21 protein-coding genes and 1 pseudogene are annotated in these 23,713 nt (G+C 73.8%); 12 read left to right on the top strand and 10 right to left on the bottom strand.

Features of this window, described 5'->3' with window-relative positions; all coding sequences use genetic code 11:
- Window positions 1–5 precede the first annotated feature (5 nt).
- The gene (locus tag AMK19_RS07010) at window positions 6–1,652 is read left to right on the top strand and encodes a bifunctional aspartate transaminase/aspartate 4-decarboxylase (protein WP_073808973.1); all 1,647 of its coding nucleotides are present in this window, start codon (window positions 6–8) and stop codon (window positions 1,650–1,652) included.
- A gap of 31 nt (window positions 1,653–1,683) precedes the next feature.
- Here the strand turns inward: AMK19_RS07010 and AMK19_RS07005 are convergent, their stop codons facing one another.
- From AMK19_RS07005 to AMK19_RS06995, 3 genes are read right to left on the bottom strand one after another with little or no spacing between them, the layout of a single operon-like run.
- Window positions 1,684–2,355 carry a response regulator gene (locus AMK19_RS07005; RefSeq protein WP_073808971.1) on the bottom strand — a complete coding sequence of 224 codons (672 nt, stop codon included), beginning with the start codon at window positions 2,353–2,355 and terminating at the stop codon, window positions 1,684–1,686.
- Window positions 2,346–3,467, bottom strand: a complete 1,122-nt coding sequence (locus tag AMK19_RS07000) for a sensor histidine kinase (protein WP_143200080.1) — start codon at window positions 3,465–3,467, stop codon at window positions 2,346–2,348. The genes AMK19_RS07005 and AMK19_RS07000 overlap by 10 nt, the downstream gene beginning before the upstream one ends.
- A 15-nt stretch (window positions 3,468–3,482) precedes the next feature.
- Window positions 3,483–3,827 carry a hypothetical protein gene (locus AMK19_RS06995; RefSeq protein WP_073808968.1) on the bottom strand — a complete coding sequence of 115 codons (345 nt, stop codon included), beginning with the start codon at window positions 3,825–3,827 and terminating at the stop codon, window positions 3,483–3,485.
- A 141-nt stretch (window positions 3,828–3,968) separates the two neighbouring features.
- Between AMK19_RS06995 and AMK19_RS06990 the strand changes: the two genes are divergently transcribed.
- The 3 genes from AMK19_RS06990 (at window position 3,969) to AMK19_RS06980 (ending at window position 7,350) form a co-directional block, all read left to right on the top strand.
- Window positions 3,969–4,619, top strand: coding sequence for a tetratricopeptide repeat protein (locus AMK19_RS06990; protein WP_073808966.1), 651 nt, complete (start codon window positions 3,969–3,971; stop codon window positions 4,617–4,619).
- Between the two features lie 418 nt (window positions 4,620–5,037).
- Complete coding sequence (locus AMK19_RS06985) at window positions 5,038–6,285, top strand: alpha/beta fold hydrolase (RefSeq protein ID WP_073808965.1); 1,248 nt, start codon at window positions 5,038–5,040, stop codon at window positions 6,283–6,285.
- Window positions 6,286–6,486: 201 nt separating this feature from the next.
- Window positions 6,487–7,350: a universal stress protein gene (locus AMK19_RS06980; protein ID WP_073808964.1), complete on the top strand. Its 864-nt coding sequence runs from the start codon at window positions 6,487–6,489 to the stop codon at window positions 7,348–7,350.
- A 57-nt stretch (window positions 7,351–7,407) separates the two neighbouring features.
- Here the strand turns inward: AMK19_RS06980 and AMK19_RS06975 are convergent, their stop codons facing one another.
- Window positions 7,408–8,049: a TetR/AcrR family transcriptional regulator gene (locus AMK19_RS06975; RefSeq protein ID WP_073808962.1), complete on the bottom strand. Its 642-nt coding sequence runs from the start codon at window positions 8,047–8,049 to the stop codon at window positions 7,408–7,410.
- Between the two features lie 242 nt (window positions 8,050–8,291).
- Here AMK19_RS06975 and AMK19_RS06970 point away from each other — a divergent pair, with 242 nt between their 5' ends.
- Together AMK19_RS06970 and AMK19_RS06965 are read left to right on the top strand one after the other, a co-directional pair.
- Window positions 8,292–9,056, top strand: a complete 765-nt coding sequence (locus tag AMK19_RS06970) for an SDR family NAD(P)-dependent oxidoreductase (RefSeq protein WP_073808961.1) — start codon at window positions 8,292–8,294, stop codon at window positions 9,054–9,056.
- A 200-nt stretch (window positions 9,057–9,256) separates the two neighbouring features.
- Window positions 9,257–10,444 carry an alpha/beta hydrolase gene (locus tag AMK19_RS06965; protein WP_073808959.1) on the top strand — a complete coding sequence of 396 codons (1,188 nt, stop codon included), beginning with the start codon at window positions 9,257–9,259 and terminating at the stop codon, window positions 10,442–10,444.
- 314 nt (window positions 10,445–10,758) lie between these two features.
- On the opposite strand, the gene AMK19_RS06960 is transcribed toward AMK19_RS06965, so the two are convergent.
- Both AMK19_RS06960 and AMK19_RS06955 read right to left on the bottom strand, forming a co-directional pair.
- Window positions 10,759–11,085, bottom strand: coding sequence for a MoaF-related domain-containing protein (locus tag AMK19_RS06960; RefSeq protein ID WP_073808957.1), 327 nt, complete (start codon window positions 11,083–11,085; stop codon window positions 10,759–10,761).
- Window positions 11,086–11,244: 159 nt separating this feature from the next.
- Window positions 11,245–11,640: a ribonuclease domain-containing protein gene (locus tag AMK19_RS06955; RefSeq protein ID WP_073808956.1), complete on the bottom strand. Its 396-nt coding sequence runs from the start codon at window positions 11,638–11,640 to the stop codon at window positions 11,245–11,247.
- Between the two features lie 270 nt (window positions 11,641–11,910).
- On the opposite strand from AMK19_RS06955, the gene AMK19_RS06950 reads away from it, so the two are divergent.
- The 3 genes and pseudogenes from AMK19_RS06950 to AMK19_RS36925 all read left to right on the top strand — a co-directional run.
- Window positions 11,911–13,173 carry an esterase/lipase family protein gene (locus tag AMK19_RS06950; RefSeq protein ID WP_073808954.1) on the top strand — a complete coding sequence of 421 codons (1,263 nt, stop codon included), beginning with the start codon at window positions 11,911–11,913 and terminating at the stop codon, window positions 13,171–13,173.
- A 170-nt stretch (window positions 13,174–13,343) separates the two neighbouring features.
- A complete protein-coding gene (locus tag AMK19_RS35035) occupies window positions 13,344–13,868 on the top strand; it encodes a hypothetical protein (protein ID WP_073808953.1) in 525 nt (174 codons plus the stop codon).
- A 113-nt stretch (window positions 13,869–13,981) separates the two neighbouring features.
- A pseudogene (locus AMK19_RS36925) lies at window positions 13,982–14,155 on the top strand (helix-turn-helix domain-containing protein); the annotation flags it as partial.
- Window positions 14,156–14,199: 44 nt separating this feature from the next.
- Here the strand turns inward: AMK19_RS36925 and AMK19_RS06935 are convergent.
- Window positions 14,200–14,970, bottom strand: a complete 771-nt coding sequence (locus AMK19_RS06935) for an IclR family transcriptional regulator (RefSeq protein WP_073808950.1) — start codon at window positions 14,968–14,970, stop codon at window positions 14,200–14,202.
- Window positions 14,971–15,097: 127 nt separating this feature from the next.
- On the opposite strand from AMK19_RS06935, the gene aceB reads away from it, so the two are divergent.
- Both aceB and AMK19_RS06925 read left to right on the top strand, forming a co-directional pair.
- A complete protein-coding gene (aceB, locus tag AMK19_RS06930) occupies window positions 15,098–16,723 on the top strand; it encodes a malate synthase A (RefSeq protein WP_073808948.1) in 1,626 nt (541 codons plus the stop codon).
- Window positions 16,724–17,174: 451 nt separating this feature from the next.
- On the top strand, window positions 17,175–18,767 hold the full coding sequence (locus AMK19_RS06925; protein ID WP_073808947.1) for a TROVE domain-containing protein: 1,593 nt from the start codon (window positions 17,175–17,177) through the stop codon (window positions 18,765–18,767).
- Here AMK19_RS06925 and AMK19_RS06920 read toward each other — a convergent pair.
- Both AMK19_RS06920 and AMK19_RS06915 read right to left on the bottom strand, forming a co-directional pair.
- On the bottom strand, window positions 18,764–19,462 hold the full coding sequence (locus tag AMK19_RS06920; protein ID WP_073809613.1) for a response regulator: 699 nt from the start codon (window positions 19,460–19,462) through the stop codon (window positions 18,764–18,766). The two genes, AMK19_RS06925 and AMK19_RS06920, sit on opposite strands and share 4 nt — an antisense overlap.
- Window positions 19,459–20,610 (bottom strand): sensor histidine kinase, encoded by a 1,152-nt coding sequence (locus AMK19_RS06915; RefSeq protein WP_073808945.1) that lies wholly within the window; start codon window positions 20,608–20,610, stop codon window positions 19,459–19,461. The genes AMK19_RS06920 and AMK19_RS06915 overlap by 4 nt, the downstream gene beginning before the upstream one ends.
- Before the next feature lie 168 nt (window positions 20,611–20,778).
- On the opposite strand from AMK19_RS06915, the gene AMK19_RS06910 reads away from it, so the two are divergent.
- The gene (locus AMK19_RS06910; protein WP_073808944.1) at window positions 20,779–21,969 is read left to right on the top strand and encodes an alpha/beta hydrolase family protein; all 1,191 of its coding nucleotides are present in this window, start codon (window positions 20,779–20,781) and stop codon (window positions 21,967–21,969) included.
- Between the two features lie 52 nt (window positions 21,970–22,021).
- On the opposite strand, the gene AMK19_RS06905 is transcribed toward AMK19_RS06910, so the two are convergent.
- Window positions 22,022–23,566: an MFS transporter gene (locus AMK19_RS06905; RefSeq protein ID WP_083646549.1), complete on the bottom strand. Its 1,545-nt coding sequence runs from the start codon at window positions 23,564–23,566 to the stop codon at window positions 22,022–22,024.
- Between the last annotated feature and the right edge of the window lie 147 nt (window positions 23,567–23,713).

Below are 23,713 nucleotides of genomic sequence, written 5' to 3'. Positions count from 1 at the left end.
CACCCATGACCAAGCCGTCGATCAGCCGCGAAGAGATCCACCGCCTCGCCCGGCTCAGCCCGTTCGAACTCAAGGGCGAGTTCGTCCGGCTCGCCGAGCACTACCAGGCCGACCGGCCCGGGCAGAAGGAGAAGTCCACCGCCCACATGCTCAACGCCGGCCGCGGCAACCCCAACTGGATCTGCACCGGCCCGCGCGAAGCGATGCTCGCCCTCGGCCACTTCGCGCTCGCCGAATCCCGCCGCGTCTGGACCGCCGACAACCTCGGCGGCATGCCCGAACAGATCGGCATCGCCCACCGCTACGACCAGTTCGCCCGCAGCCACCCCGAACTGCCCGGCATCGACCTGCTCTCCGCCTGCCTCAGCCTCGCCGTCGACCGCTACGACCTCGACCGCGACGCCCTCGTCCACGAACTCGCCGACGCCGCCATCGGCGACAACTACCCCGTCCCCGACCGGATGCTCACCGCCGCCGAACAGATCGTCGTCGGCTACCTGCACGAGGAACTGATGGACCGCCGGCCGCCCGAAGGCCGCCTCGACCTGTTCGCCACCGAAGGCGGAACAGCCGCCATGTGCTACATCTTCGACTCCCTGATGAAGAACGGCCTGCTGCACAAGGGCGACCGGATCGCCCTGATGGTGCCCGTCTTCACCCCCTACATCGAGATCCCCGAACTCGACACCTACCAGTTCGACGTCGTCCGGATCGAAGCCAACTCCTACGCCGAGACCGGCGTCCGCGAATGGCGCTACCCCACCGAGGAGGTCGCCAAGCTCGCCGACCCCGGCATCAAACTGGTCTGCCTGGTCAACCCCAGCAACCCGCCCTCGCTCGCGCTCTCCCAGCGCGTCACCGACCAGATCAAGTCCATCGTCGAAAGCTCCAACCCCGGGCTGATCATCGTCACCGACGACGTCTACGGCACCTTCGTCGACCACTTCCGCAGCATCGCCGCCGACCTGCCCCGCAACACCCTGCTCGTCTACTCCTACTCCAAGCACTACGGCTGCACCGGCCACCGCCTCGGCGTCATCGGCCTCCAACGCGACAACGTCATCGACGACGCCCTCGCCGCCCTCCCGCAGGCCGACAAGGACCGCCTCGCCGGCCGCTACGGCAGCCTCAGCCTCGACCCCGGCAGCATCCGCTTCATCGACCGCCTGGTCGCCGACTCCCGGCAGGTCGCCCTCAACCACACCGCCGGACTCTCCCTGCCGCAGCAGGCCCAACTCACCCTGTTCTCGCTGTTCGCGCTGCTCCCCGAGGGCAAGGCCTACAAGGAGAAGGTGCAGGCCATCGTCCACCAGCGGCTCCAACTGCTGCTGGAGGGCTCCGGGATGAAGATCTCCGAGGACCCCGCACGAGCCGGCTACTACGTCGAACTCGACCTGCTCGCCGAGGCCGAACGCACCTCCGGACCCGAGTTCGCGGCCTTCCTGAAGGCCACCTACGAACCCACCGAACCCCTGTTCCGGCTCGCCGAACAGACCGGCGTCGTGCTGCTCAACGGCGGCGGCTTCGACGGCCCCGAATGGTCCGTGCGGGTCTCGCTGGCCAACCTCGACGACCTCGACTACCTGAAGATCGGCCACCACCTGAAGGAGATCTTCGACGAGTACCGGGCGGAGTGGCAGGCCTCCCACTGATCGGCGCCGACGGGGAGTCGGGGCCGGCAGGTCACTGCTCGGCGGACGGTCGGACGACGCCGTGGTCGAAGGCGAACACCACCGCGTGCACCCGGTCCCGCACCCCCAACTTGTCCAGCACCCGGCGGACATGGGTCTTCACCGTCGCCTCGCCCAGGTGCAACGCCGCCGCGATCTCCGCGTTCGAGCGACCCCGGCCCAGCAGCTCCAGCACCTGCCGCTCACGCGGCGTCAACCGGGCCAGCACCCGCCCGCCCGCCGCCGAACCGCCCGGCGGGGCCGAACGCGCGAACTCCGCCAGCAGCCGGCGCGTCACCGACGGGCCGAGCAGCGCCTCCCCGGCCGCCACCGTCCGAACTCCCGCCAGCAGGGCCTCCGGTGGCGTCCGCTTCAACAGGAACCCGGCCGCGCCCGCCCGCACCGCCGCGAACACGTACTCGTCCAACTCGAAGGTGGTCAGCACCAGGACCCGCGCCTGCGGACAGCGCAGCGCCAACTCCACCGTCGCCGCCACCCCGTCCAGCACCGGCATCCGCACATCCATCAGCACCACGTCCGGCCGGCACTCCTCGGCGACGCGCACCGCCTGCGCGCCGTCGGCGGCCTCGCCGACCACCAGCAGGTCCGGCTGGGTGCCGAGCATCATTCGCAGGCCGGCCCGCATCAGGTCCTCGTCGTCGGCCACAAGCACCCTTATCGGCACGGAAGTTGCACCTCCACGCGCCAGCCATCGGCATCCGGGTCCGGGCCGGCGGTGAGGGTGCCGCCGAGGGCGGTCACGCGGTGGCGCATCGAGGCGAGACCCCGGGGTGGGGTGCGGGGTGCGGGTCGCGGGGCGAGCTGCGGGACGGGTGAGCCGTTGTCGGTGACGGTGAGGCGGGTGGCGTGCGGGGCGGTGGTGAGGCGGACGGTGGTGGCGGTGGCGGTGGAGTGCTTGAGGGTGTTGGTCAGGGACTCCTGGACGATGCGGCGGATCGTCTCGGACTGTTCGGTGGTCAAGTGGTGTACCTCGGAAGGGAGTTGGAGGGCGGGGGAGAGGTGCGGGGGCAGGTCGGCGAGCAGGGCTCGGAGGGCTTGGGCGAGCGGCGGGGCGGGTTGGAGCAGGCCGAGGACGCGGTCGAGGTCGGCCATCGCGTCGCGGCCCACGCGTTCGATCCGCTCCAGGGCGGCGCGGACGTCCGGCGGGCCGTCGGGCAGACAGAGGCGGGCCGCGCCCGCGTGGGTCACCATCACCGTCACCGCATGGCCGACCGCATCATGCAACTCCCTTGCCATCCGGGCCCGTTCGTCAGCCAGGAGCTTTTCTGCGCGCAACTCGGCGGCGGCCCGGCGACGTTGCTCGGCCCGTTGCAGGCGCAGGCGGGTCGCCAGGCCGACTCCCGCCGAGGCCGCGTGCACGGTGCAGGCGAGGGCGAACCCCGGGCGCCCGGCGAGTGCGAGCAGGACGGCGGCCACCGGGACGGCCGCCAGCGCGGCCGCAGCGGCCGGTGGCCGGGTGCGGGCGAGCACCACCAGGGGCAGGGCCGAGGCCAGCGACAGGTTGGTCACCGGTTCGCCCGCCGCCACGACCGCGACGGTCGCGGCCGCGCCCGCCCACAGCGCGCCCACGGGTGCGATCCGTCGGCCCGCCAGGGACGCGAACCAGACCACCGCCGCGATCCGCTCCGGTACCGGGCCGTGGCCGAGGGACGCCGGGGAGCCCGCACCGCCGATCGCGATGCCCGCCGACGCCCACGCCACCACCACGTCCAGCACAACCCACCAGCCCCGCGCGACAGTTCGGTCCGCGCGCCACCACACCGGGATGCTCCGCACCGCCGGACCTCCCCTTCAGTCGGCGGCGGACTGCTGCTGCCGCTGTTGCTGCCGAGCCTGTGCGGCACGCAGCCGGCGGACCTCGGCGAGCAGACGCGGGACGTCCTGGCGGGCGCCGGCGATGAAGTCGATGTCCGCGTCCGTGCGCGGATCGACTCCGAGGACTTCGTGGCCGCCGACGAAGCGGCGCAGGTAGAGCTCGTCGTCCCGGGCCGGATCCGAGTCGAGCTGGACGAAACTGCCGCCGCCGATCGACTGCCGGCTCTCCAGCCGGGCGATCCACGGCCCCGGCGAGGCCGCCGCGGCGCGCCGTTCGACGGCGGCCAACTCCTCGTCGGACAACGGCTGATCGGCACTCATGAGTTCTCCGTCGGCGCTCGCCGCCTGCCGTGTGCAGGCGTCCCACCCATGCTAGGCAGCCCGGTGATCTCCGGTCGTCCGCCCCGGAGTCGACCCCCGGTCGTCCTCCGGGAGGACAGGCCGCCCACTACGATCGCGCCCATGACTGCGGACGGACGGATCGAAGAAGCGGAACTCGTGTACCAGCGCGCCGTGTTCGGCGGCGACGCCGGCGAACTGGGCGCCGCAGAAACCGGGTTGGACGGCCTCGAAGCGGACCTCGCGCTGGCCAGGGGGAAGCTCGTCCACGCGCGCTTCCTGGACGAACAGGTCGAGAACGCCCACGAGTTGGAGCTGTTCGAGCGGGCCGCCGAACTGTACCGCCGACTCGGCGACGAACGCGGCGAAGGCGAAGCGCTGTTCTGGATCGGAACGTTCCACCAGGTGGTGCGGGACGACAACGAGGCGGCGCTGCCGGTGCTCCGCCGCGCCCGTGAACTCGCCGCCCGGGCCGGGGACCGGCTGACCCTCTCCTACGTGCTGCGCCACCTCGGGTTCGCCGACCACATGGCCGGTCGACTCGACTCCGCCCGCGCCCACTTCGAGGAGTCCACCCGACTGCGCCGCGACCTCGGCTTCCTGCCGGGCGTCGCCGCCAACCTGATCGGCCTCGCCTTTCTGGCCTCCCAGCAGGAACGGCGCGAGGACGCCGCCGCACTGCTCACCGAGGCGGCCGAACTCGCCGAGAAGAGCGAGGCGCACGGCGTGCTGCGCCGGGTGGCCGGGGCCCGGGAGGAACTCGGCCTGGGCTGATCGGTGGGCTGATCGGCGGTCGTTCTTGTTGCTCGGCGTTCGGCGTTCGGCGTTCGGCGCAGGCCGGTCGGGGATCAGTGGGCGGCGGGCTGCTCGGCGAGTTCCTGCTGCTGACGTCGTCTCCTGCGGTGACCCGGCACCCGGTCGGCATCCCCGGCGGCCGACACCCTGACAAGTGGGATTCGCCGCCCGGGTCGTCGCTGCCCGCCGCGCTGGAGACCGCGGAGGCGGCGCTCGTACGAGTCGAGGGCCGGCCAGTCGCCGAGCGCTCAGGCCCGACGATCGTGCCGTCCGGCCACCGAGCCGACCTCGGTCGCCAACTCCGCTCCGGGGGTGACTGGTTGTCCACCCGGAAGGGGATCGGTTCGAGCCCCGGCGGGGACGCCCGCGGGCCGGGGGACGGGCGACGGTGGACGGCATGAAGAAGCTGCTTGCGGGTGTGTTGCTGGTGGTCGGGGTGCTCGGTGGGGTGGTGGGCGCCGGGGTCGGGACGGTGGCCGCCGGGGCGGTGCGGCCCGTGCTGGGGGTGATGGTGGCCGGCGCGGTCGGCGGGCTGGCCGTCGGCTGCGGGGTGCCGGTGTGGGGTGCGCGGCGGTTGGCGGGGTGGCCGCGCTGGCTGCCCGTGGCGATGAGCGGGGTGCTGGCGGCCGGGCTGGGCACGGCCGTGCTGTGGCCGGGGGAGCGAGCCGTCCCCGGAAAGGCCGACGCCATCTGGGAGTTGCCGACCGGCTCGCGGCTCGCCTACCACCTGACGCCCGCCCGGGGCCCGGCCCGCCCCGAACCGGTCGTCCGGCTGCACGGCGGCCCCGGCACCCCCGGCGAGGCGGCGGACGGACTGGACGAGGAACTGAGCCGGGCCAGCTACCAGGTCTACACGTACGACCAGTTGGGGTCGGGGGACTCCCCGCGACCGGCCGACCTGTCCGGGTACACCGTGCAGCGGCAGATCGACGACCTGGAGGCTGTCCGGCAACGGCTCGGCGCGGAACGGATGGTGCTGATCGGCGCGTCCTGGGGCGGCACCCTCGCCGCCGAATACCTGGCCGCGCACCCCACCCACGTCGCACGGGTGGTGTTCACCTCGCCCGGCACACTCTGGACCCCCGAGTACACCGACGAACAGGCCGGCCAGCTCTGGGACCGGCTCACCCCCGACCAGCGCCGCCGGATCGACGGCCTCGGCGGCAGCGGGCTGCGCGTCCCGGCCTGGTCGGCGCTGCTCGCCCTCGACCCCGCCCAGGCCCACGCCCTGCTGCCCGACGACCAGGCCGACGCGCTGTTCCGGCAACTGCTGACCGTCTCCGGCTCCGCCGCCACCTGCCACCCCGGCGCGGTCGGCGCACTGCCCGTCAAGACGCCCGGCTTCTACGCCAACCAACTGATCGCCGCCGACCTGCGCCACCGCCCCGACCCGCGCCCCGCGCTGCGCACCGTGCACGTCCCGGCGCTGGTGCTGCGCGGCGAGTGCGACTACAAGCACTGGGAGATCACCCGCGAGTACCGCGACACCCTGCCCGGCGCGCAACTGCTGTACGTCCCCGGGGCGGGTCACGCGATCGCCGTGGACCGACCCGCCGAGTACCGCGCCGCCGTGCTCGCCTTCCTCACCGGCGCCCCGCTGCCCGGCAGCCCGTACACGGGCGCGGAGGACCCGGCGCGGCGGTGAGGGAAAGCGGTTTCCAGTTGGGTGCGGCCGTGGTCCGGCAGTCAGCGGGAAAACGCTTTCCGGATGCGGCCGGGAGGGTGGGCGGAGGTGTCCGGAAGGCAGCCGGAAAGCGCTTTCCGTTTCCCGTGCCGTCCCTGTTTGTCCCCGTGGTGAGGGGCGGCGCATGCTGGAAGGGACCAACCCGGCTCCGAGGAGTGTGCCATGGAGATCAGGGGACCCAGCGGCGTGATCGCCGGGGTCGACGGCTCGAAACCCGGTGCCGAGGCCGCCGAGTGGGCGGCCCGCGAGGCCGAGCGGCGCGGCGACAGCCTGCACCTGGTGCACGCCGTCAACACCGGCACCGTCACGCTCTCGCCCCGCACCGGGACGACCGTCACCGATCTGATCCTGCGCGAGGCGGCGGAACTGCTGGAGACCATCAGGTCCGGGCTGGAGGCCGCGCACCCGGGGCTGCGGATCACCGGTGACGTCGTCCCGCGCGATGCGGCGGAGGCCGTGCTCACCGCCTGCGAGCACGCCGGACTCGCGGTGCTCGGCACCCGAGGGCACGGCGGGTTCGCGTCGCTGCTGCTCGGCTCGGTCAGCCTGCGGGTCGCCGCGCACGCCGTCTGCCCGGTGGTGGTGGTCCGCGGCACCGAGCACCCCGAAGGGCCGGTGCTGGTGGCCGTCCACGACGAACGGGACTCCGCCGCGCTGCGGTTCGGCTGCGAGACGGCCGCCCGGCGGGGCCTGTCGGTGCGGGCGCTGCACACCTGGTCGCCGGTGGTCGCCGACGTCGGGCGGATGGCGCCGATGGTCGACGAACTCGGCGAGGAGAACCGGCTGCACGAGCAGCTGCTGCTGCGCACCTGCGATCCGGTCCGCGAGGACTTCCCCGCCGTCGAACTTGAGACCCAGCAGCTGACCGGCGGCACCGCCGCGACCGTGGTCGAGGAGTCCCGCACCGCCGCGCTGGTGGTGGTCTCCCGGCACGATCCGGCCCCGCGGTTCGGCCTGCGGCTGGCCACGCCCGTGCACGCCGTCCTGCACCACGCGCAGTGCCCGGTGGCCGTCGTCCCGGTGTGAACAGGCCGGGGGAGCAAGGGAGTTGCCCCTGTCCGGGCAGGCCCGGGGCGGTTCGGGTCAGCTCGGTCCGGGTCGGTTCGGCTCGGCGAGCGGCCCGGTCAGGCGGCGGAAGGCGGTCTCCGCGAGGTCGGCGGCGCCGGTGGGGTCGGAGTCGCCCGCCGCCCAGGCCTCGACGGCCACCCGCATCGCGGCGTTGGCGGTGGCCGCGAGCAGTAGGACGTCCAGGCTGTCGGCGGGCAGGCCGACGAGCTCGGCGAGGACGGGACGCAGCGCGGCCTCGGCGTCGTGCTGGGTGCGGTGCCAGACGTCGCGCAGGGCCGGGTCGTCGGGCATGGCGCGGAGCAGGCCGCGGGTCCAGCCCAGGGAGGCGGCCGGCCGGCCGGGGGCGGGGGCGAGTGCGGCGCGGGCGGCGTCGACCAGGGCGGGCAGCAGCGGAGTGCCGGGCGCGGTGGCGGCGAGCAGGTCGACCCACTGGCGGGAGCCGTCGGCGAGCAGCGGGGCGACGGCGTCCTCCTTGGTGCGGAAGTAGCGGTAGAAGGTGCGCAGCGAGACGCCGGCGGTGCGGGCGATGTCCTCGGCGGTGGTGCCCTCGGCGCCGCGTTCGGAGAACAGGCGGGCGGCGGTGAGCGCGATCTCCTGCTGGGTGGCGGCCTTGCGGCGCTCGGTGAGGGAGAGGGCGGGGCGTTCGGGTGCGGCCATGGTGTGTCCCCCGGGACGGGCGGCGGGTGCGGGTGCGGGTGCGGGTGGCGGGTGCGGAAGGCGGGTGCGGGTGGCGGGTGCGGGTGCGGAAGGCGGTCGGTGGGTCGCCGGTGCGGTACCCAGCGTAGCCGCTCGGGCGTCACAGGATGCGGGTGTGGCACAACGTGCCATGTTGACGTAACGTGCATTACGAGAGGTCGGGGCCCATCAGGCCCGATCCGCCGCACGACAGGGAGACCCCCATGAACCGCTTCGAAGGCCGCCGCGTCCTGATCACCGGCGCCGGCTCCGGCATCGGCCGGGCCACCGTCCACCGGATCCTGGCCGAGGGCGGCATCGTGGTCGCCGCCGACGTGGTCGAGGCCGGGCTCGCCACCACCCGTGAGCAGGCCGAGGCCGACGGCACCGCCGACCGCCTGACCGTCAAGGTCGTCGACATCTCCGACGAGGCGTCCGTCAAGGCCGGCGTCGGCGACGCGATCGCCGAACTCGGCGGCCTCGACGTGGTGGTGAACGCCGCGGGCATCCTGCGCTCCACGCACACCGAGCAGACCACGCTGGAGTTCTGGAACCGCATGCTGGCGGTCAACCTCACCGGCACCTTCCTGGTCACCCGCGAGGCGCTGCCCGCGCTGCTCGCCACCGGCCGCGGCGTGGTGGTCAACTTCTCCTCCACCTCCGCCACGTTCGCCCACCCGTACATGGCGGCCTACGCGGCGACCAAGGGCGGCATCCAGTCGTTCACCCACGCCATCGCCGCCGAGTACGCCAGGCAGGGCCTGCGCGCGGTCTGCGTCGCCCCGGGCTCGATCGCGTCCGGCATGACGGCCGCCCCCGGCCTGCCCGAGGACGCCGACATGTCCTGGTTCGCCAAGCTCCAGCCCGCGATCGGCCAGGGCTTCGCCGGACCCGAGACGGTGGCCGGCGTCATCGCGATGCTGGCCTCCGACGACGGCGCGTTCGTCACCGGCACCGAGATCCGCATCGACGGCGGCACCCACGCCTGACGCCCCGTCGAGCGGGCACACCCCCCGCCCGCCGGCCCGCCCCTCCGTGATCGGGGCGGCGGGCCGGAACCGCCCGGGTGTCCGCCGGCGTCGTCCCCGCAGCGTGCATACTTAGCCGGCACGTTCGTCACGGCCGCGCCGAGCCCGCCTGTCACCGGCTCGGGGACGCGCGGCGAGGGGAAGACACGGGGAACACGGCCATGGGGCTGACCAGCACGACGCTGCTGCTGTTCACGATCGAGATCGCACTCGCGGTGCTGGGCGCCACCGTCTGGTGGTGGCCCGCCATGGCGAAGCACCACTGGCGGGCCGTCCTCGGCCGGATCGGCCTGCTGCTCGGCAGCCAGCTCGCGCTGCTCGCGGTGATCGGCCTGGTCGTGAACAACTACTTCTCGTTCTACAGCAGTTGGAACGACCTGCTGGGCACCGGCAAGGACGGCCCGGTCTCCGTCAAGGCCGCCGCCGCGCCCCCCGTACCCGTCGGCGCGACCGTCGCCCCGAGCGACCGCCCCAGCGCCGAACCCGAGCCCGCCAACCTGCCGCTGCTCCCCGCCCAGGAACTCGGCAGGGAACCCGTCAACACCACCGTCGGACGCGACCCGCAGAAGGTCGGCGAGATCCGCTCCGTGCGCATCCCCGGCGCGCGCACCGGCCTGAGCACCGACGGATACGTCTACCTGCCCCCGCAGTACTTCCAGCCCGGCAACGACCAGCGGAAGTTCCCCGCCGTCATCGCCATGACCGGCTTCCCCGGCGACGCCAAGGCACTGATCACCCGCTTCAACTACCCCGGCGTCGCACTCGACGAGATCCGGGCCGGCCGGATGCAGCCCACCGTCCTCATCCTGATGCGCCCCTCACCGGCGATGCCCGCCGACCCCGAGTGCGAGAACGTCCCCGGCGGGCCGCAGGCCGAGACCTACTTCGCCAAGGACGTCCCGCGCGCCGTCGCCGCCACCTACCGCGTCGCCACCGGCCCCGGCGCCTGGGGCGTGATGGGCAACTCCACCGGCGGCTACTGCGCCGCGAAGCTCGCCATGCGGCACCCCGAGGTCTTCGCCGGCGGCGTCTCCATCTCCGGCTACCTGAAGGCCGCCGAGGACGTCACCACCGGCGACCTCTTCAAGGGCAGCCAGCAGCGCCGCGACGAGGCCGACCTGCTCTGGCGCCTCCAGCACCTGCCGATGCCCGCCACCGCGATCATGCTCAGCGGCGCGGAGAAGGGCGACGGCGACTTCCGCAAGGACGCCGACGCCTTCACCGGCGCCGCCAAGCCCCCGCTCGCCACCGGCGTCGCCTCCGTCCCCGAAGGCGGCCACAACTTCACCACCTGGATCAAGCTCCTCCCCGCCGGCTTCGAGTTCCTCTCCACCCACCTGAAGGCCTGACCCCGCGCAGTGGGAGGCGCAAGAGCCGCCCGTCGCCGAGGGCGGTCGGGTGACGGCCGCGGCGGCGGTGATCAGGGCGGTGTGCGGGCGGAAGGACGGAGTGCCGGGGTGGCGGGAGGTGGTGACTTCGGCGTAGCGGCAGCCGGCGGTGAGGTGACGGTGCTCCTCCTGCCACGCCGGCGCGGAGGGGCGGCCCGGGGCGAGGTGCAGGGCCTGGGCCGGCAGCCGCAGCCGCTGGTCGTGCCAGGGGCCGCAGAGGGCGAGGGCGCGGCCGTCCGGCGCCCGGAGGAGCCGGCCGAGCCGGTGGACGAGGGTCAGGCCGGGGTGAGGGTGCCGGTGTGGAGCTGGCCGACCCGGCCGGATTCGCCCTCCCAGGTCCAGAAGGCCTTGACGGTCAGGGAGTTGAGGTCCATGACGTGGCTGACGGTGAGGCCGCTGCGCTCCGTCCAGGAGACGAACCAGATGCCCGGGGCGACCGCCGCAGTGTGCAGGGCGACGTCCTCGAACTGGCCGGCGGACTCGCCGAGACCCTCCCAGCGGAGCCGGGTGCCGTCCGCAGAGTAGGCGTTGCGGAACGCCGCGCCGTTGTCGACCTCGAAAAGGTAGGTGCGGCCGGCGAAGCCCGGCAGGGCGGCGGTCATGTGTGGGCGGTCCTTCGGCGGTCGGTGCGATCGGTGCAGTGGCGAACGAGGCGGGGCGGGCTGGGACGTACAGGACGGGCAGGACGAACGGGACGGGTGCGGCCGGTGGGGCCGCACCCGTCCCAACCTATCGGACCGGGGTCGGAAGCGGGGGCCCGATCAGCAGGCGAAGTCGACGCGCCGGAACGTCACGTAGTGGTCGGCCGTGTAGTAGTCCTCGTGGTGGACCGTGCCGGTGATGATCCGCCGGGTGCCGCGGGTCGGGCTGCCCGGGGTGATGACGGTGTACTCGTGGTAGTAGCCGGTCGACTGGGAGGGCAGCACGCCCTCGCGGTTCTGGAAGACGACGCCGTCCTGGGAGTACGGGAAGGGCCCGCCGGCGTCGATCAGTCGGATGGTGTCGCGGCCCTGGCTGGGCAGTGCCGAGTAGCAGATGTTCCCGCTGACGGCCGCGTGCGCCTCGGTGGCGGCGACGGCGACGGGGGCGAGGGTCAGCAGGCCGAGGGCGGCGACCGAGACAGCACGGATCTTCAGCGCACGTGGAGTCATTCGCATGCCGCCAGTGTGATGCGCCGTCAGCCGCCGCCGGAACCCTTGTCGGGAACACTTCACCTACGGGTCGCGGCCGGAAAACCTGGACGACGCACGGCGTACCCGCGGCCGGATTGTGGTGCGCCGACACCATCGGGCCGCCCGACCTGTGGTCCTGACACATGGGTGGCCGCCCCCGCCGCCCCTAACGTGACCTGACCCACATTCGGACCGCCGACCGGGCCACCCCCACGTGGCCGAGCGGCGGTCACCCGTCCGTCGAAGGAGGACCAGGTGCGCCACCCGCTCAGGTCCGTGTTCACCGCCGTGCTGGCCGGAGCGCTGCTCGCGCTCGGCCTCGCCCCCACCCAGGCCGCCGCGGCCGCCGCCGTCCCCTCGTACCTCACCCAGGAAGCGGTCTTCGGCTCGCCCGGCAACGGCTGGGCGCAGGTCGAGCGCTACCTGGACGGCACGTCCGGGTTCACGCAGGAGCAGTACCCGTCCGACGGGCGCGGCGACCAGGACGGCGCCCGGGTCACGTACTTCGGCGGGGTGAAGCGCCCGTTCTCCGGCCGCTTCCTGCTGTACAGCGCGCAGGGCTGGAACACCGCCGCCGGGACGCCCGTCCTGCTGGTGCACGGCGCCAACGACAACGCCGACCGGGCCTGGGCGAACCCCGGCGCGACCGGCAGCTGCGGCGCGTCCAGCTGCCCGAGCACCGGCATGGCGCAGGCCCTCGCGGCGTCCGGGCACCGGGTGTTCGCGATCGGGTTCGCGCACAAGCAGGGCGACAACCTGATGCAGGCCCAGACCGTCGGCGACGCCATCGCCGTGATCAAGGCCCGCACCGGCGCGGCCAAGGTGGACGTGGTGGCCTGGAGCAAGGGCGAGGTCGCCGCGCGGTCCTACGTGTCGTCCGTGAAGCCGAGTTGGGGACGCGCCTACGCGGGCGACGTGCGCAGACTGGTCACCCTCGGCGGCCCGAACGGCGGCCTCGACTACACCTACGCGCACGGCTGGGCGTTCTCACTGGCCACCTGGCCCGCCTGCGGCGGCACCGCCAACGCGCCGTCCCCCCACCTGTACATGACCTGCTACGGCACCTACACCGCCCAGCCCTGCCTGGGCGTCCTGCCCACCGGCGGCTACGACTGCTTCCCCGGGCAGCGCCAACTGCTCGCCCGCTGGGACGGCCCCTACGGCGTGGACGGCACCATGCAGGACTGGTGGACCACCTACTACGGCGGCCAGGGCTTCTACACCTCCGGCCAGGGCATCCAGGCCGCGATCGACGCCGGCTCGCTGATCAAGCCGCTCCAGCAGGCGGGCGTACCGGGCTCTGTCCCCACCTACCTGCTGGCCGGCGGCTCCGCGGACCTCCCCGGCATCCTGAACGAGGGCCGCGGCCCGAGCGACGGACTGGTCTTCACCGCCAGCGCGCTGGACACCACGGGGATCGGGACGGTCGGCGGCACCGCGCTGCTCGGCGGCCTCAACCACATGGAACTGGCCTGGGGCGCCGCGGCGGTGAGCCAGGTGACGACCTGGCTGGCGTAGCGGCGCTGTCGGTGGAGGCGGACGAGGGCCGGCGCCGGAGTCGCCGCAGGCCGCGACTACCGGGTGCGGGCAGGTGACGGCGTCGTCGGCGCAGCGCTGTCACCGCGGTGTGTCCGTTCGTTGTCCGGTTCGGCAGATCGCTGTCGGCCGGGCGCACTACAGTGCCGGACATGTCGACGTCCTTGCTCGCCCTGCTCCGTGACCACGCGGCCGTCGCCGAGTTCTTCCGCTGGCCGGGTGAACTCGACCTCTCCCGCACCGAGCACGTGGAACCCGTCCACCTGGCGAACGGCCTTTCACTGGAGCCGTTCGCCGGGGACGGCGGCGGCGGGACGTACTTCTTCTGCGGCGAGGGCGGCGAGGGGCGTCCGATCCTGTTCGCCGACTCCGAAGGCGGCGCAGCGCTTCTCGCCGTCGGACTGCCCGAGTTGCTGCGCCTGCTGCTGGCCGCGCCCTGGTGGCGTGACTGCCCCGGTTGCACGGCGGAGGAGAGCGCGGCCGGCGAGGCCGAGTACCTGGAGGACGAGCCCGCGCTGCTCGACGGCCGCGCCGCCGCCGCGGCGGCCCTCGGACTCGCCTGCCCGACGGCCGCCGAGGCGCTCGCCCTCCTGCGCCGGACGGCCACTGGCATCGGACGCGAGTTCGTCCTGATCTACACGCCCGAGGACACGCCGTACCGGATGCTGATCAGCTGAGCTGCTCGCCGAGCCGTTCGAGCAGCCGGGCGGCGGCGCGGCGGGCTTCCTGCTCAAGGACATCTCGCCGGCTGATCGCCGAGTTCGCCCGCCTGCCGGGCCCGGGAGCGGCCGTGGGCGCCGGTCCGGAGCAGCTGACGCCCCGGGAGCGGGAGGCGCTGGTCCTGGCGGCGCGCGGGCTGTCCAACGCCGAGATCGGGGCGTACCTGCACCTGGGCGCGGGCACGGTGAGGACCCGCATCGGGCGGCTGCCGGCCGAGCTCGCGGCCCGCGACCGGGCTCAACTGGTCGTCGCCGCCCACGAGTCGGGGCCGGTGTGGCCGCGGGTCCGTCAGAGCGCCGCGCCGAGGCGGGCCGCGATCGCCTGCATCAGGGGGACGAGCGCGGCGGGCCCGGACTGGGCTTCGAGGGCGTGGATGCGGGCTTCGGGGCCGGAGACGGAGAGGGCGGTGGGGGTGGGGGCGCCGGGGACGGCGACGGCGAGGCAGCGGACGCCGATCTCCTGTTCCTGGTCGTCGACGACGTAGCCGCACTCGCGGGCGGCGGCGAGCTGGGCGAGCAGCGCGGCGGGGGCGGTCACGGTGTGCGCGGTGTGGGCCTGGAGCGGGCCGGGGCCGAGCAGGGCGCGGGCCTCGTCCTCGGGGAGCTGGGCGAGCAGGGCCTTGCCGACGCCGGTGCAGTGCGGCTGGGCGCGGCGGCCGACCTCGGTGAACATCCGCATGGAGCGCCGGCTCTGGACCTGGCCGACGTACACGACCTCGGGGCCCTCCAGGACGGCCAGGTTGGCGGTCTCGCCGGTGGCCTCCATGAGTTCGGCGAGGAACGGGCGGGCCCAGGAGCCGAGCAGCCGGTTGGCGCTCTCGCCGAGGCGGATCAGGCGCGGGCCGAGGGTGTAGCGGCGGGCCGAGTCCTGGCGGACGTAGCCCTGGGTGACCAGGGTGCGGACCAGGCGGTGGATGGTCGGCATCGGCAGGCCGGAGGCGGCGGAGAGTTCGCTGAGAGTGGCGATGCCGCCGGCGTCGGCGAGGGCCTCCAGCAGGAGGAAGGCGCGTTCGACGGACTGCACCGAGCCGGTGGTGCGTTCGGTGGGGGTGCTGGCCACGGGACGGGTTCCTTCGTGATCGGGCGTTCGCGCGACCTCTCAACGGGGCGTTGAAATTCTGCATCGCGGAAATTACTCTCCACCCTACAGAACCGAACAGCGGACCGGCCCGAGGAGAGTGCCGCCCATGGCTGCAGATCAGGGTTCGAAGGTTCCGGGCGTGGCCGTCACCGGCCCGCCGGTGGAGCGCGCCGAGGAGGTGCTCACCCCGCAGGCGCTGGCGTTCGTCGCGGGCCTGCACCGCGCATTCGACGTCCGGCGGCGGGAGTTGCTGGCCGCGCGCACGGCACGCCGGGCGGAGATCGCCCGCACCGGCGCCCTCGGCTTCCGGCCGGAGACGGCCGACGTCCGCGCGGCGCAGTGGCAGGTCGCGCCCGCCCCCCGCGCACTGACGGACCGCCGGGTGGAGATCACCGGCCCCACCGACCGCAGGATGACGATCAACGCGCTGAACTCCGGCGCCCAGGTGTGGCTCGCCGACTTCGAGGACGCCTCCGCCCCCACCTGGGCCAACGTGGTCTCCGGACAGCTCCACCTGATCGACGCGTTCGAGCGCCGGATCGACTTCACCGACGCCCGAGGCAAGGCCTACGTACTGCGGCCCGCCGCCGAGCTGGCCACCGTCGTGGTGCGCCCGCGCGGCTGGCACCTGGACGAGCGGCACCTGACGGTGGACGGCGAACCGGTGGCCGGCGCGTTCGTCGACTTCGGCCTGTACCTCTTCCACAACGCGGCCCGGCTGCTCGCCCGCGGCCCGCAGGACCCCAACTCCGGCCCGTACTTCTACCTGCCGAAGACCGAGAGCCACCTGGAGGCCCGGCTCTGGAACGAGGTCTTCACCCACGCGCAGGCCGAACTCGGCATCCCGCACGGCACGATCCGCGCCACCGTGCTGATCGAGACCGTCACCGCCGCGTTCGAGATGGACGAGATCCTGTACGAACTGCGCGAGCACGCCGCCGGGTTGAACGCCGGACGGTGGGACTACCTGTTCTCGATCGTGAAGAACTTCCGGGACGCGGGCGCACGGTTCGTGCTGCCCGACCGCAACGGCCTCACCATGACGTCCCCGTTCATGGCCGCCTACACCCGGCTGCTGGTGCGGACCTGCCACCGGCGCGGCGCGCACGCGATCGGCGGGATGGCCGCGTTCATCCCGTCCCGCACCGACCCGGAGGTCAACGCGGCGGCGCTGGCGAAGGTCCGGGCCGACAAGGAGCGGGAGGCGGACGGCGGCTTCGACGGCTCCTGGGTCGCCCACCCCGACCTGGTGCCGGTGGCGAGGGAGTGCTTCGACGCGGTGCTCGGCGGGCGTCCGCACCAGAAGGAGCACCCCGGCGCGGAGGAGCACGTGACGGCCGAGGAACTGCTCGACGTGGCCGGGGCGGGCGGCAGGTGCACGTCCGCCGGGCTGCGCAACGCCGTCCAGGTCGGCGTCCGGTACGTCGAGTCGTGGCTGCGCGGGATCGGCGCGGTCGCCATCTTCCACCTGATGGAGGACGCCGCCACCGCCGAGATCTCCCGCTCGCAGATCTGGCAGTGGATCCACAACGGCGTGGTGCTCGCCGACACCGGCGAGCAGGTGACGGCCGGGCAGGTCCGCCGGCTGCTGGCCGAGGAACTCGTCGCGCTGCGGGAGGAGGCGGGGCCCGGCCGGCGGTGGGACGAAGCCGCCGCGCTGTTCGAACAGGTGGCGCTGGGCGAGGATTTCCCGGAATTCCTCACGCTCCCGGCGCTCGCCCTGCTGGAGTGAGACGGCGGCGGAAAACCCGGATGCGAACGGAAAACGGAAACGGATAAGGTCGTTCCCGTCCAGGTGCGCAGGCAGGGGCTACTTCACTGGATGGGCAGGTCGGGGCTGGTTCCCGGGCTGCCCAGTTGAAGGGGAAAACCGTCGCCTCTGCCGCTCTTGTCCTCTGGACACCACACTTCAGAAAGACTGCCACCTCCCGGTGCGCAGGCGCCGGTTACTTCCTCTCGCGAAACCACCGGCACCGCTTTTGATCTCGGGAGGGCAACCGTGCCGGGGCGTCCGGTGCGCAGGCGGGGGTTACTTCCTTGGTATGGGCAGTGCCGGGTTCGAACCCCGGACGGCCGCGCGCGAGCGCAGTCGGGGCCCAGAGCTACCTCCGCCGAGGCCGGTCCACGCGACCGGCATTCTCGGACGCCCCGGTTCGGCCTGCCCGCCCGCAGGAGGAATCCCCATGTCCCGCTTCAACCTTCGCCGTTCGAAGACCGCCCCCGCCGGCCCGAGCTCGCCCGTCAGCACGACCGGCCAGCTCACCGCCAACCACGAGGGCGGGCCGGGACACCTGCGCGACGAGAAGTCCGAACTCTTCCTGCTGGCGGTCGCCAACCTGGTCGGCCAGGACACCTTCTACGAGCGCGGCGGCGACCGCGACGACCGCTACACGTCGCTGGTGCGCACGCTCGCCGTCAGCGACCCCGAATGGACGCTCGGCCTGCTGCGCTGGCTCCGCTACGGCGCCGCGATGCGCACCGCCTCGCTGGTCGGCGCCGCCGAGTTCACCCGCGCCCGACTGGACGCGAAACTCCCCGGCCACTCCCGGGCGGTGATCGACGCCGTCCTGCAGCGCCCCGACGAGCCCGGCGAACTGCTCGCCTACTGGACGTCCCGGTACGGGCGGGCGCTGCCCAAGCCCGTCAAGCGCGGCGTCGCGGACGCCGTCGGCCGGCTGTACAACGGCCGGGCGCTGCTCAAGTACGACACCGGCACCAAGGGCTTCCGGTTCGGCGACGTGCTGGAACTCACCCACCCCGCGCCGCACCCGCAGAAGCCCTGGCAGAGCGAGCTGTTCCGGTACGCGCTGGACCGGCGGCACCGCCCCGGGAGCGCCGTCCCGCCGGCGGGAGACGCCCTGCTGAGCGCCCACCACGCGCTGATGGCCGTCCCGGTGGAGGAACGCCGCGCGCTGGTCACCGGCCCCGACGGCGCGCGGCGCCTCGCCGAGGCGGGCATGACCTGGGAGGCGCTGGCCGGCTGGCTGCAGGGCCCGCTGGACGCCGCCGTGTGGGAAGCCGTCATCCCGTCCATGGGCGCGATGGCGCTGGTGCGCAACCTGCGCAACTTCGACCGGGCCGGCGTGTCGGACGAGGTCGCCGAGCAGGCCGCCCGGCGGATCGCCGACCGGGGCGAGGTCACCCGCTCGCGGCAGTTCCCGTTCCGGTACCTGGCCGCGCACCGGCACGCGCCGTCGCTGCGCTGGGGCCACGCGCTGGAGCAGGCGCTCAAGCACTCGCTGGCCAACGTCCCCGCGCTGCCCGGCCGTTCGCTGATCCTGGTGGACCGCTCCGGCTCGATGTTCGACCGGCCCGGCGCGCAGAGCCTGCTGAACCGGGCCGACACCGCCGCCGTCTTCGGCACCGCGCTCGCGCTGCGGGCCGCCGAGGCGGACCTCGTCGAGTTCGGCACCGACAGCCGGGCCGTGCCGCTGCGGCAGGGCGACGCGGTGCTCAAGGTGCTGGACCGGTTCGGCCACCTCGGCGGCACCGAGACCTCCGAGGCCGTCCGCCGGCACTACCGGGGCCACGACCGGGTGGTGATCGTCACCGACGAGCAGGCGTACGGCAGTCACCGCCCGTGCGACCCGCTGGCCGCCGTCCCCGCCGACGTCCCCGTGTACACCTGGAACCTGGCCGGCTACCGGCCCGGGCACGCCGCGTCCGGCACCGCCCACCGCCACACCTTCGGCGGCCTGACCGACGCCGCGTTCCGCCTCATCCCCCTGCTGGAGGCCGGGCAGAACGCGGCGTGGCCCTGGGAGCAGCAGGGCTAGGGCCTCGCTCGACCGGGCGGGAGGTTCCCGCCTGCGGTGACCAGGCCGGTCTCGTAGGCGATGACGACCATCTGGGCCCGGTCATGGGCGTGGAGCTTGGCCAGCAGCCGCCGGACATGTGTCTTGACGGTGGCGATGCTCAGCCCGAGATGCTCGGCGATCGCGGGGTTGGGCAGGCCCCGGGCCACCAGGCGGAGAACTTCCCGTTCCCGTGGGGTCAGGCCCGCCAGGTCCGGGGCGAGTTGCGGGCGCGGCTCGTGGCGTCCGGCGAACTCGCGGATCAGACGGCGGGTGACCGCGGGCGCGAGCAGGGCGTCTCCGGCGGCGACCACCCGCAGGGCTGTCAGCAGGTCGGCGGGGAGGATGTCCTTCAGGAGGAATCCGCTGGCCCCGCCGCGGAGTGCCGCGTACACGTAGTCGTCCAGGTCGAACGTGGTGAGGACCAGCACCCGGGTGCCGACGGCGTCCGGGTCCGCGCAGATGCGCCGGGTGGCCTCCAGACCGTCCGTGCCCGGCATCCGGATGTCCATCAGCACGACGTCGGGCCGCAGCCGCAGGGCGAGTTCGACGGCCTGCTCGCCGCTGACGGCCTCGCCCGCGACGGTGAGGTCCGGCGCGCTCTCGATGAGCAGGCGGAAGCCCGCCCGCAACAGGGCCTGGTCGTCGGCGATGAGAACCCGGACCGGCCGGTTCACCGGGCCGGCTCCGATCCGCACGGCAGCCACGCATGTACCCGGTACCCGCCCATCGCCAGGGGGCCGGCGGAGAGGGTCCCGCCGCACATGGCCGCCCGCTCCCGCATCCCGACGAGTCCGTGCCCGCCGCCGGAACGCCGGAACGGGAGACGGGACGGGAGCAGGGACGGGAGCCGGGACGGCGCGTCGTTGACGACCTCGATCTCGACCGCCCCGGGACCCGTCCGGGACAGGTTCACCCGGCAGTCCGCCGATCCCGCGTGCCTGACGACATTGGTGAGGGCTTCCTGAACGATCCGGTAGACGGCCAGTTCCACGCCCGGTGGGAGCGGTGGATCCGGGTCGACGGACAGCTCCACGTGCGGGCCCGCGCCGTCCGCGAGCGCGGCCAGGTCCGCCAGACCGGGGGCGGACCCCAACTCGGCTCCGTCACCGGGTGATCGCAGAACGCCGAGCATGCGGCGCATCTCGGTGAGCGCCGTCCGGCCCGCTGTCCCGACCAGTGCGAGGGTCCGCGCGGCCTCCTGCGGGTCGGTGGAGGCCACCGCACGGGCCACTTCGGCCCGTACCGCGATGACAGTCAGGTGATGGGCCACCACGTCGTGGAGCTCGCGGGCGATCCGCAGGCGCTCGTCCGTCAGGGCCTGCCGGGCGGCGAGTTCCGCGTACGACCGCTGCTCCCTCAGCGCGGTGCCCACCAGCCAGGGCAGGGTCATCATCAAGGACGCGAAGACGACGCCCCCCGCCACCCCGGAGGCCGGGACCGGTCGCGGTACCAGGGCGATGGCCGCCGCGACGGTGCCCAGCGAACAGCCGAGCGCCGTCGCGGACCGGCGCCGCGGTTCCCGCGCCGCCACCGTGTACAGGGCGGCCCCGACGGGAACCCAGGACTCCTCCCATCCGGTGAACACCATGGCGAGGACCGCTCCGGCCAGGACCGTGTACAGAACCCGGACGGGCCGTCTGCGCCGTACCGCGACCGGCAGCCAGACCACCGCCGCCACGGCTCCCGCACCCCAGCCGTCGTTCCGCGTCTCGCTCGCGCCGAACGCCAGGGCGAGGAGCACGGCCGCGACCGTGTCCACCCCGTGCCACTGTCCGTCCCGCAGACGTCCGGCCACCAGCGGCCGTGCCTCCCCGTCGCCCATGCCGGCCACGCTATCCAAGCGGTGGCCCGGGGCCTGTCAGCCCGGAGGACGTCATCCCGAGGGCCGAGTCATCCGCGCGGCCGATGCCCGTCGTACCCTCCTGGGCTGACCCCGGGTTCCACCCCGGGGGCGAAGCCGCCGGGCTCGTCCGGCGGAACAGTGGAAGGCATGAATCGGAGAACACTGCTGTCCACGGGCGCCGGACTGGCCGCCGCCATGATCGCGGGTCCGCTCGCGCCGGCGGCCGCCGCGCGACCGGGGCAGGAGGAACCCGTGCGGTTCCACCTGCCCGCCCCGGACGGACCGTACCCGCCGGGCACGGTCGCGCTGCACCTGGCCGACACGGCGCGGCCGGACCCCTGGGTGCCCTCCCGCCCCTGCCGTGAGCTGATGATCAGCATCTGGTACCCCGCCCGCGGCGGCGCGGGCCGCCGCACGGTTCCCTGGATGCCCCCGGCGGCTGCCGACCGGTACCTGAGTCTCCTGGGCCTGGCTCCCGGCCGGGTCCGACTCGGAGGCACCCACGGCCACGAGGGCGCTCCCGTCGGCGGCCCACCGGGCCCCCTGCCCGTCGTGCTCTACTCTCCCGGCGCCTACGCGTCGCGGTCGTTCGGCACCGGCGTCGTGGAGGACCTCGCCAGTCACGGCTTCCTGGTGGTCACCGTCGACCACACCTACGACGCGGCGGCGGTCGCCTTCCCCGGTGGACGCGTCGAGACGAATCCGCTGGGCGGGGTCAGCGACTACGCCAAGGCCCTCGAGGTCCGTACCGCCGACATCCGCTTCGTCCTGGACCGGCTCGCCGTCCTCCGCTCGGGCGGCCACCCCGGCGTCTGTCGCACCCCGCTGCCCACCGGCCTGCGCGAGGCGCTCGACCTGCGGCGCGTCGGGATGCTCGGCCACTCCCTGGGCGGCGCCACCACCGCCGCGACGATGCTCGCCGACGGGCGGATCACGGCGGGAGCGAGCCTGGACGGGGGCGCGGCGGGCCCGGTGGTGGACGCCGGGCTCGACCGTCCGTTCCTGGTCGTGGACACCCTGGGCAAGGGCGGCATGGAGAGCAACCCCGCCCTGCGCGCGTTCTGGTCGCACCTGCGCGGCTGGCGCCTGCACCTGACCGTACGGGGAGCCGCGCACCAGTCGTTCGGCGACGACGTGCTGATCCTGCCGCTGATCGCCCCGCTCCTGGGCATGTCACCGGCCGACCTGGAGTACGAGGTCGGGACGATTCCCGGGCACCGGGCACAGGCGTTCCAACGCGCCTACCCGCGAGCCTTCTTCGACCTCCACCTCCGCGACCGGGGGCGGCTGCTCGACGGTCCCTCCCCCGACTTCCCCGAGGTCGACTACGCCCGGTGAACGCCTTCGGCTCATGGCGACGTCTCACGCCACCATGAGCCACCAGCAGTGATCATCCGGAGACGCGGTCCAGGACACCCGTCTCCGCCCGAGTGGGCGGGGCCGGGACCTGGGCCGGGGTCTCGGCGGGGGCGGCCGGGCGGAGCAGGACGACGCAGGCGAGGGCGGCGAGCAGGGCGAGCGAGGCCGAGACGAGCAGGCAGAGGTGCAGGCCGTCGAGGAAGGAGCCGCTGAGCGCCGTCAGGGCCGGTGCGGTGGCGGCGCCCAGGTCGAGTCCCGCGACGGCGCCGAGGCCCTGCTCGTGGGCGACCGCGAGGACGTGGCCGCCGGTGTCGGCCGGGACACCGGCGTCGGCGAGGCGGCCGGGCAGGGCGTCCAGGGCGCGGCCGGTCAGCAGCGCGCCGAGGACGGCCGGGCCGAGCGCGGCGCCGACCTGGCGGAACGCGTTGTTGCCCGCGGCGGCCATGCCGGCCAGGCGGTGCGGGACGGCGGAGACCGCGGAGGCCGTCATCGGGGTGAGGACGGCGCCCACGCCCACGCCGAGCAGCACCAGCCGCCAGGCCAGCGACCCGTAGGACGTGTGGGCGTCGATGCCGGTCAGCGACAGCAGCGCGCCCGCCATCGCCAGCAGACCGGCGGTGATCACGACGCGGGCGGAGACCCGGTGCATCAGCCGCCCGACCGGCACGCCGACGAGCAGCGACGTCCCGGACACCAGGACCATCCGCAGCCCGGCCTCCAGCGTGCTCAGCTGCTGGACGAGGCCGAAGTACAGGCTCAGCGCGAAGAAGAACCCGATCAGCCCCAGGAAGCTGATCATCGCGATCAGCGAGGTCGCGGCGAACGCGGGACTGCGGAACAGCGCCAGGTCGAGCATCGGGCTGCTGCTGCGGCGCTCCACCAGGACGAACCCGACCGCGCCCACCGCGCCCAGCACCAGCGCCGCCACCACCTGCGGCGCGCCGAAGCCGTCCGCGCCGCCCTCGATCACGCCGTAGACGACCGCGGTGACCGCGACGGCCGCCGTGATCTGCCCCGGCCAGTCCAGCCGGCGGCCGTGCGGCGCCTTCGAGTCGGGCAGCAGGAACGCCGCGACGCCCAGCACGGCCAGCGCCACCGGAATCGGCAGCAGGAAGATCCAGCGCACCCCGACGTGCTCCAGCAGCACCCCGGCGATCAGCGGACCCACGGCCAGCGAGGCCATCATGGACATCGCCCACACGCCGATGAACCGGCCCCGCTCCCGGTGGTCGGGGACGGCATGGCTGATCAGTGCCAACGTGGTCGGCAGCAGCGCCGCCGCGCCCAGACCGGACACCGCCTGCCCGACCCACAGCGCCTGCACCGAGTCCGAGGACAGCGAGACCGCCGCGCCCAGCGCGCAGAACGCCATGCCCGCCTGGAACACCCGCCTGCGGCCGTGCACATCGCCCCACACGCCGGTGGTGAGGATCAGCGCCGCCATCGGCAGCACGAACGCGTCCGACACCCAGGACAGTTGGGACGTCGACGCGCCCAGTGTCCGCTGGATCGCCGGCAGGCTCACCGAGACGGTGGTCACGGGCAGGTAGGCGACGAAGACGCCCAGGCAGGCCATGACGAGCGTGACGCCCCGTCCGGCCCCGGGCCGATGCCTCGTTGCAGAGTTCACGGGTGGTTTCTGTTCCTTCGACTGCGGGATGCCGCCGAGCACCGGCGACTGCGGAATGCCGCCCGGCGCCGGCGGCCGGGGAATGCCGCCCGG

This window comes from Kitasatospora sp. CB01950 (assembly GCF_001905465.1).
Taxonomy (GTDB): domain Bacteria; phylum Actinomycetota; class Actinomycetes; order Streptomycetales; family Streptomycetaceae; genus Kitasatospora.
Note: the sequence above shows the minus strand (reverse complement) of the source record. Positions and strands in the feature narration are given on the sequence as shown.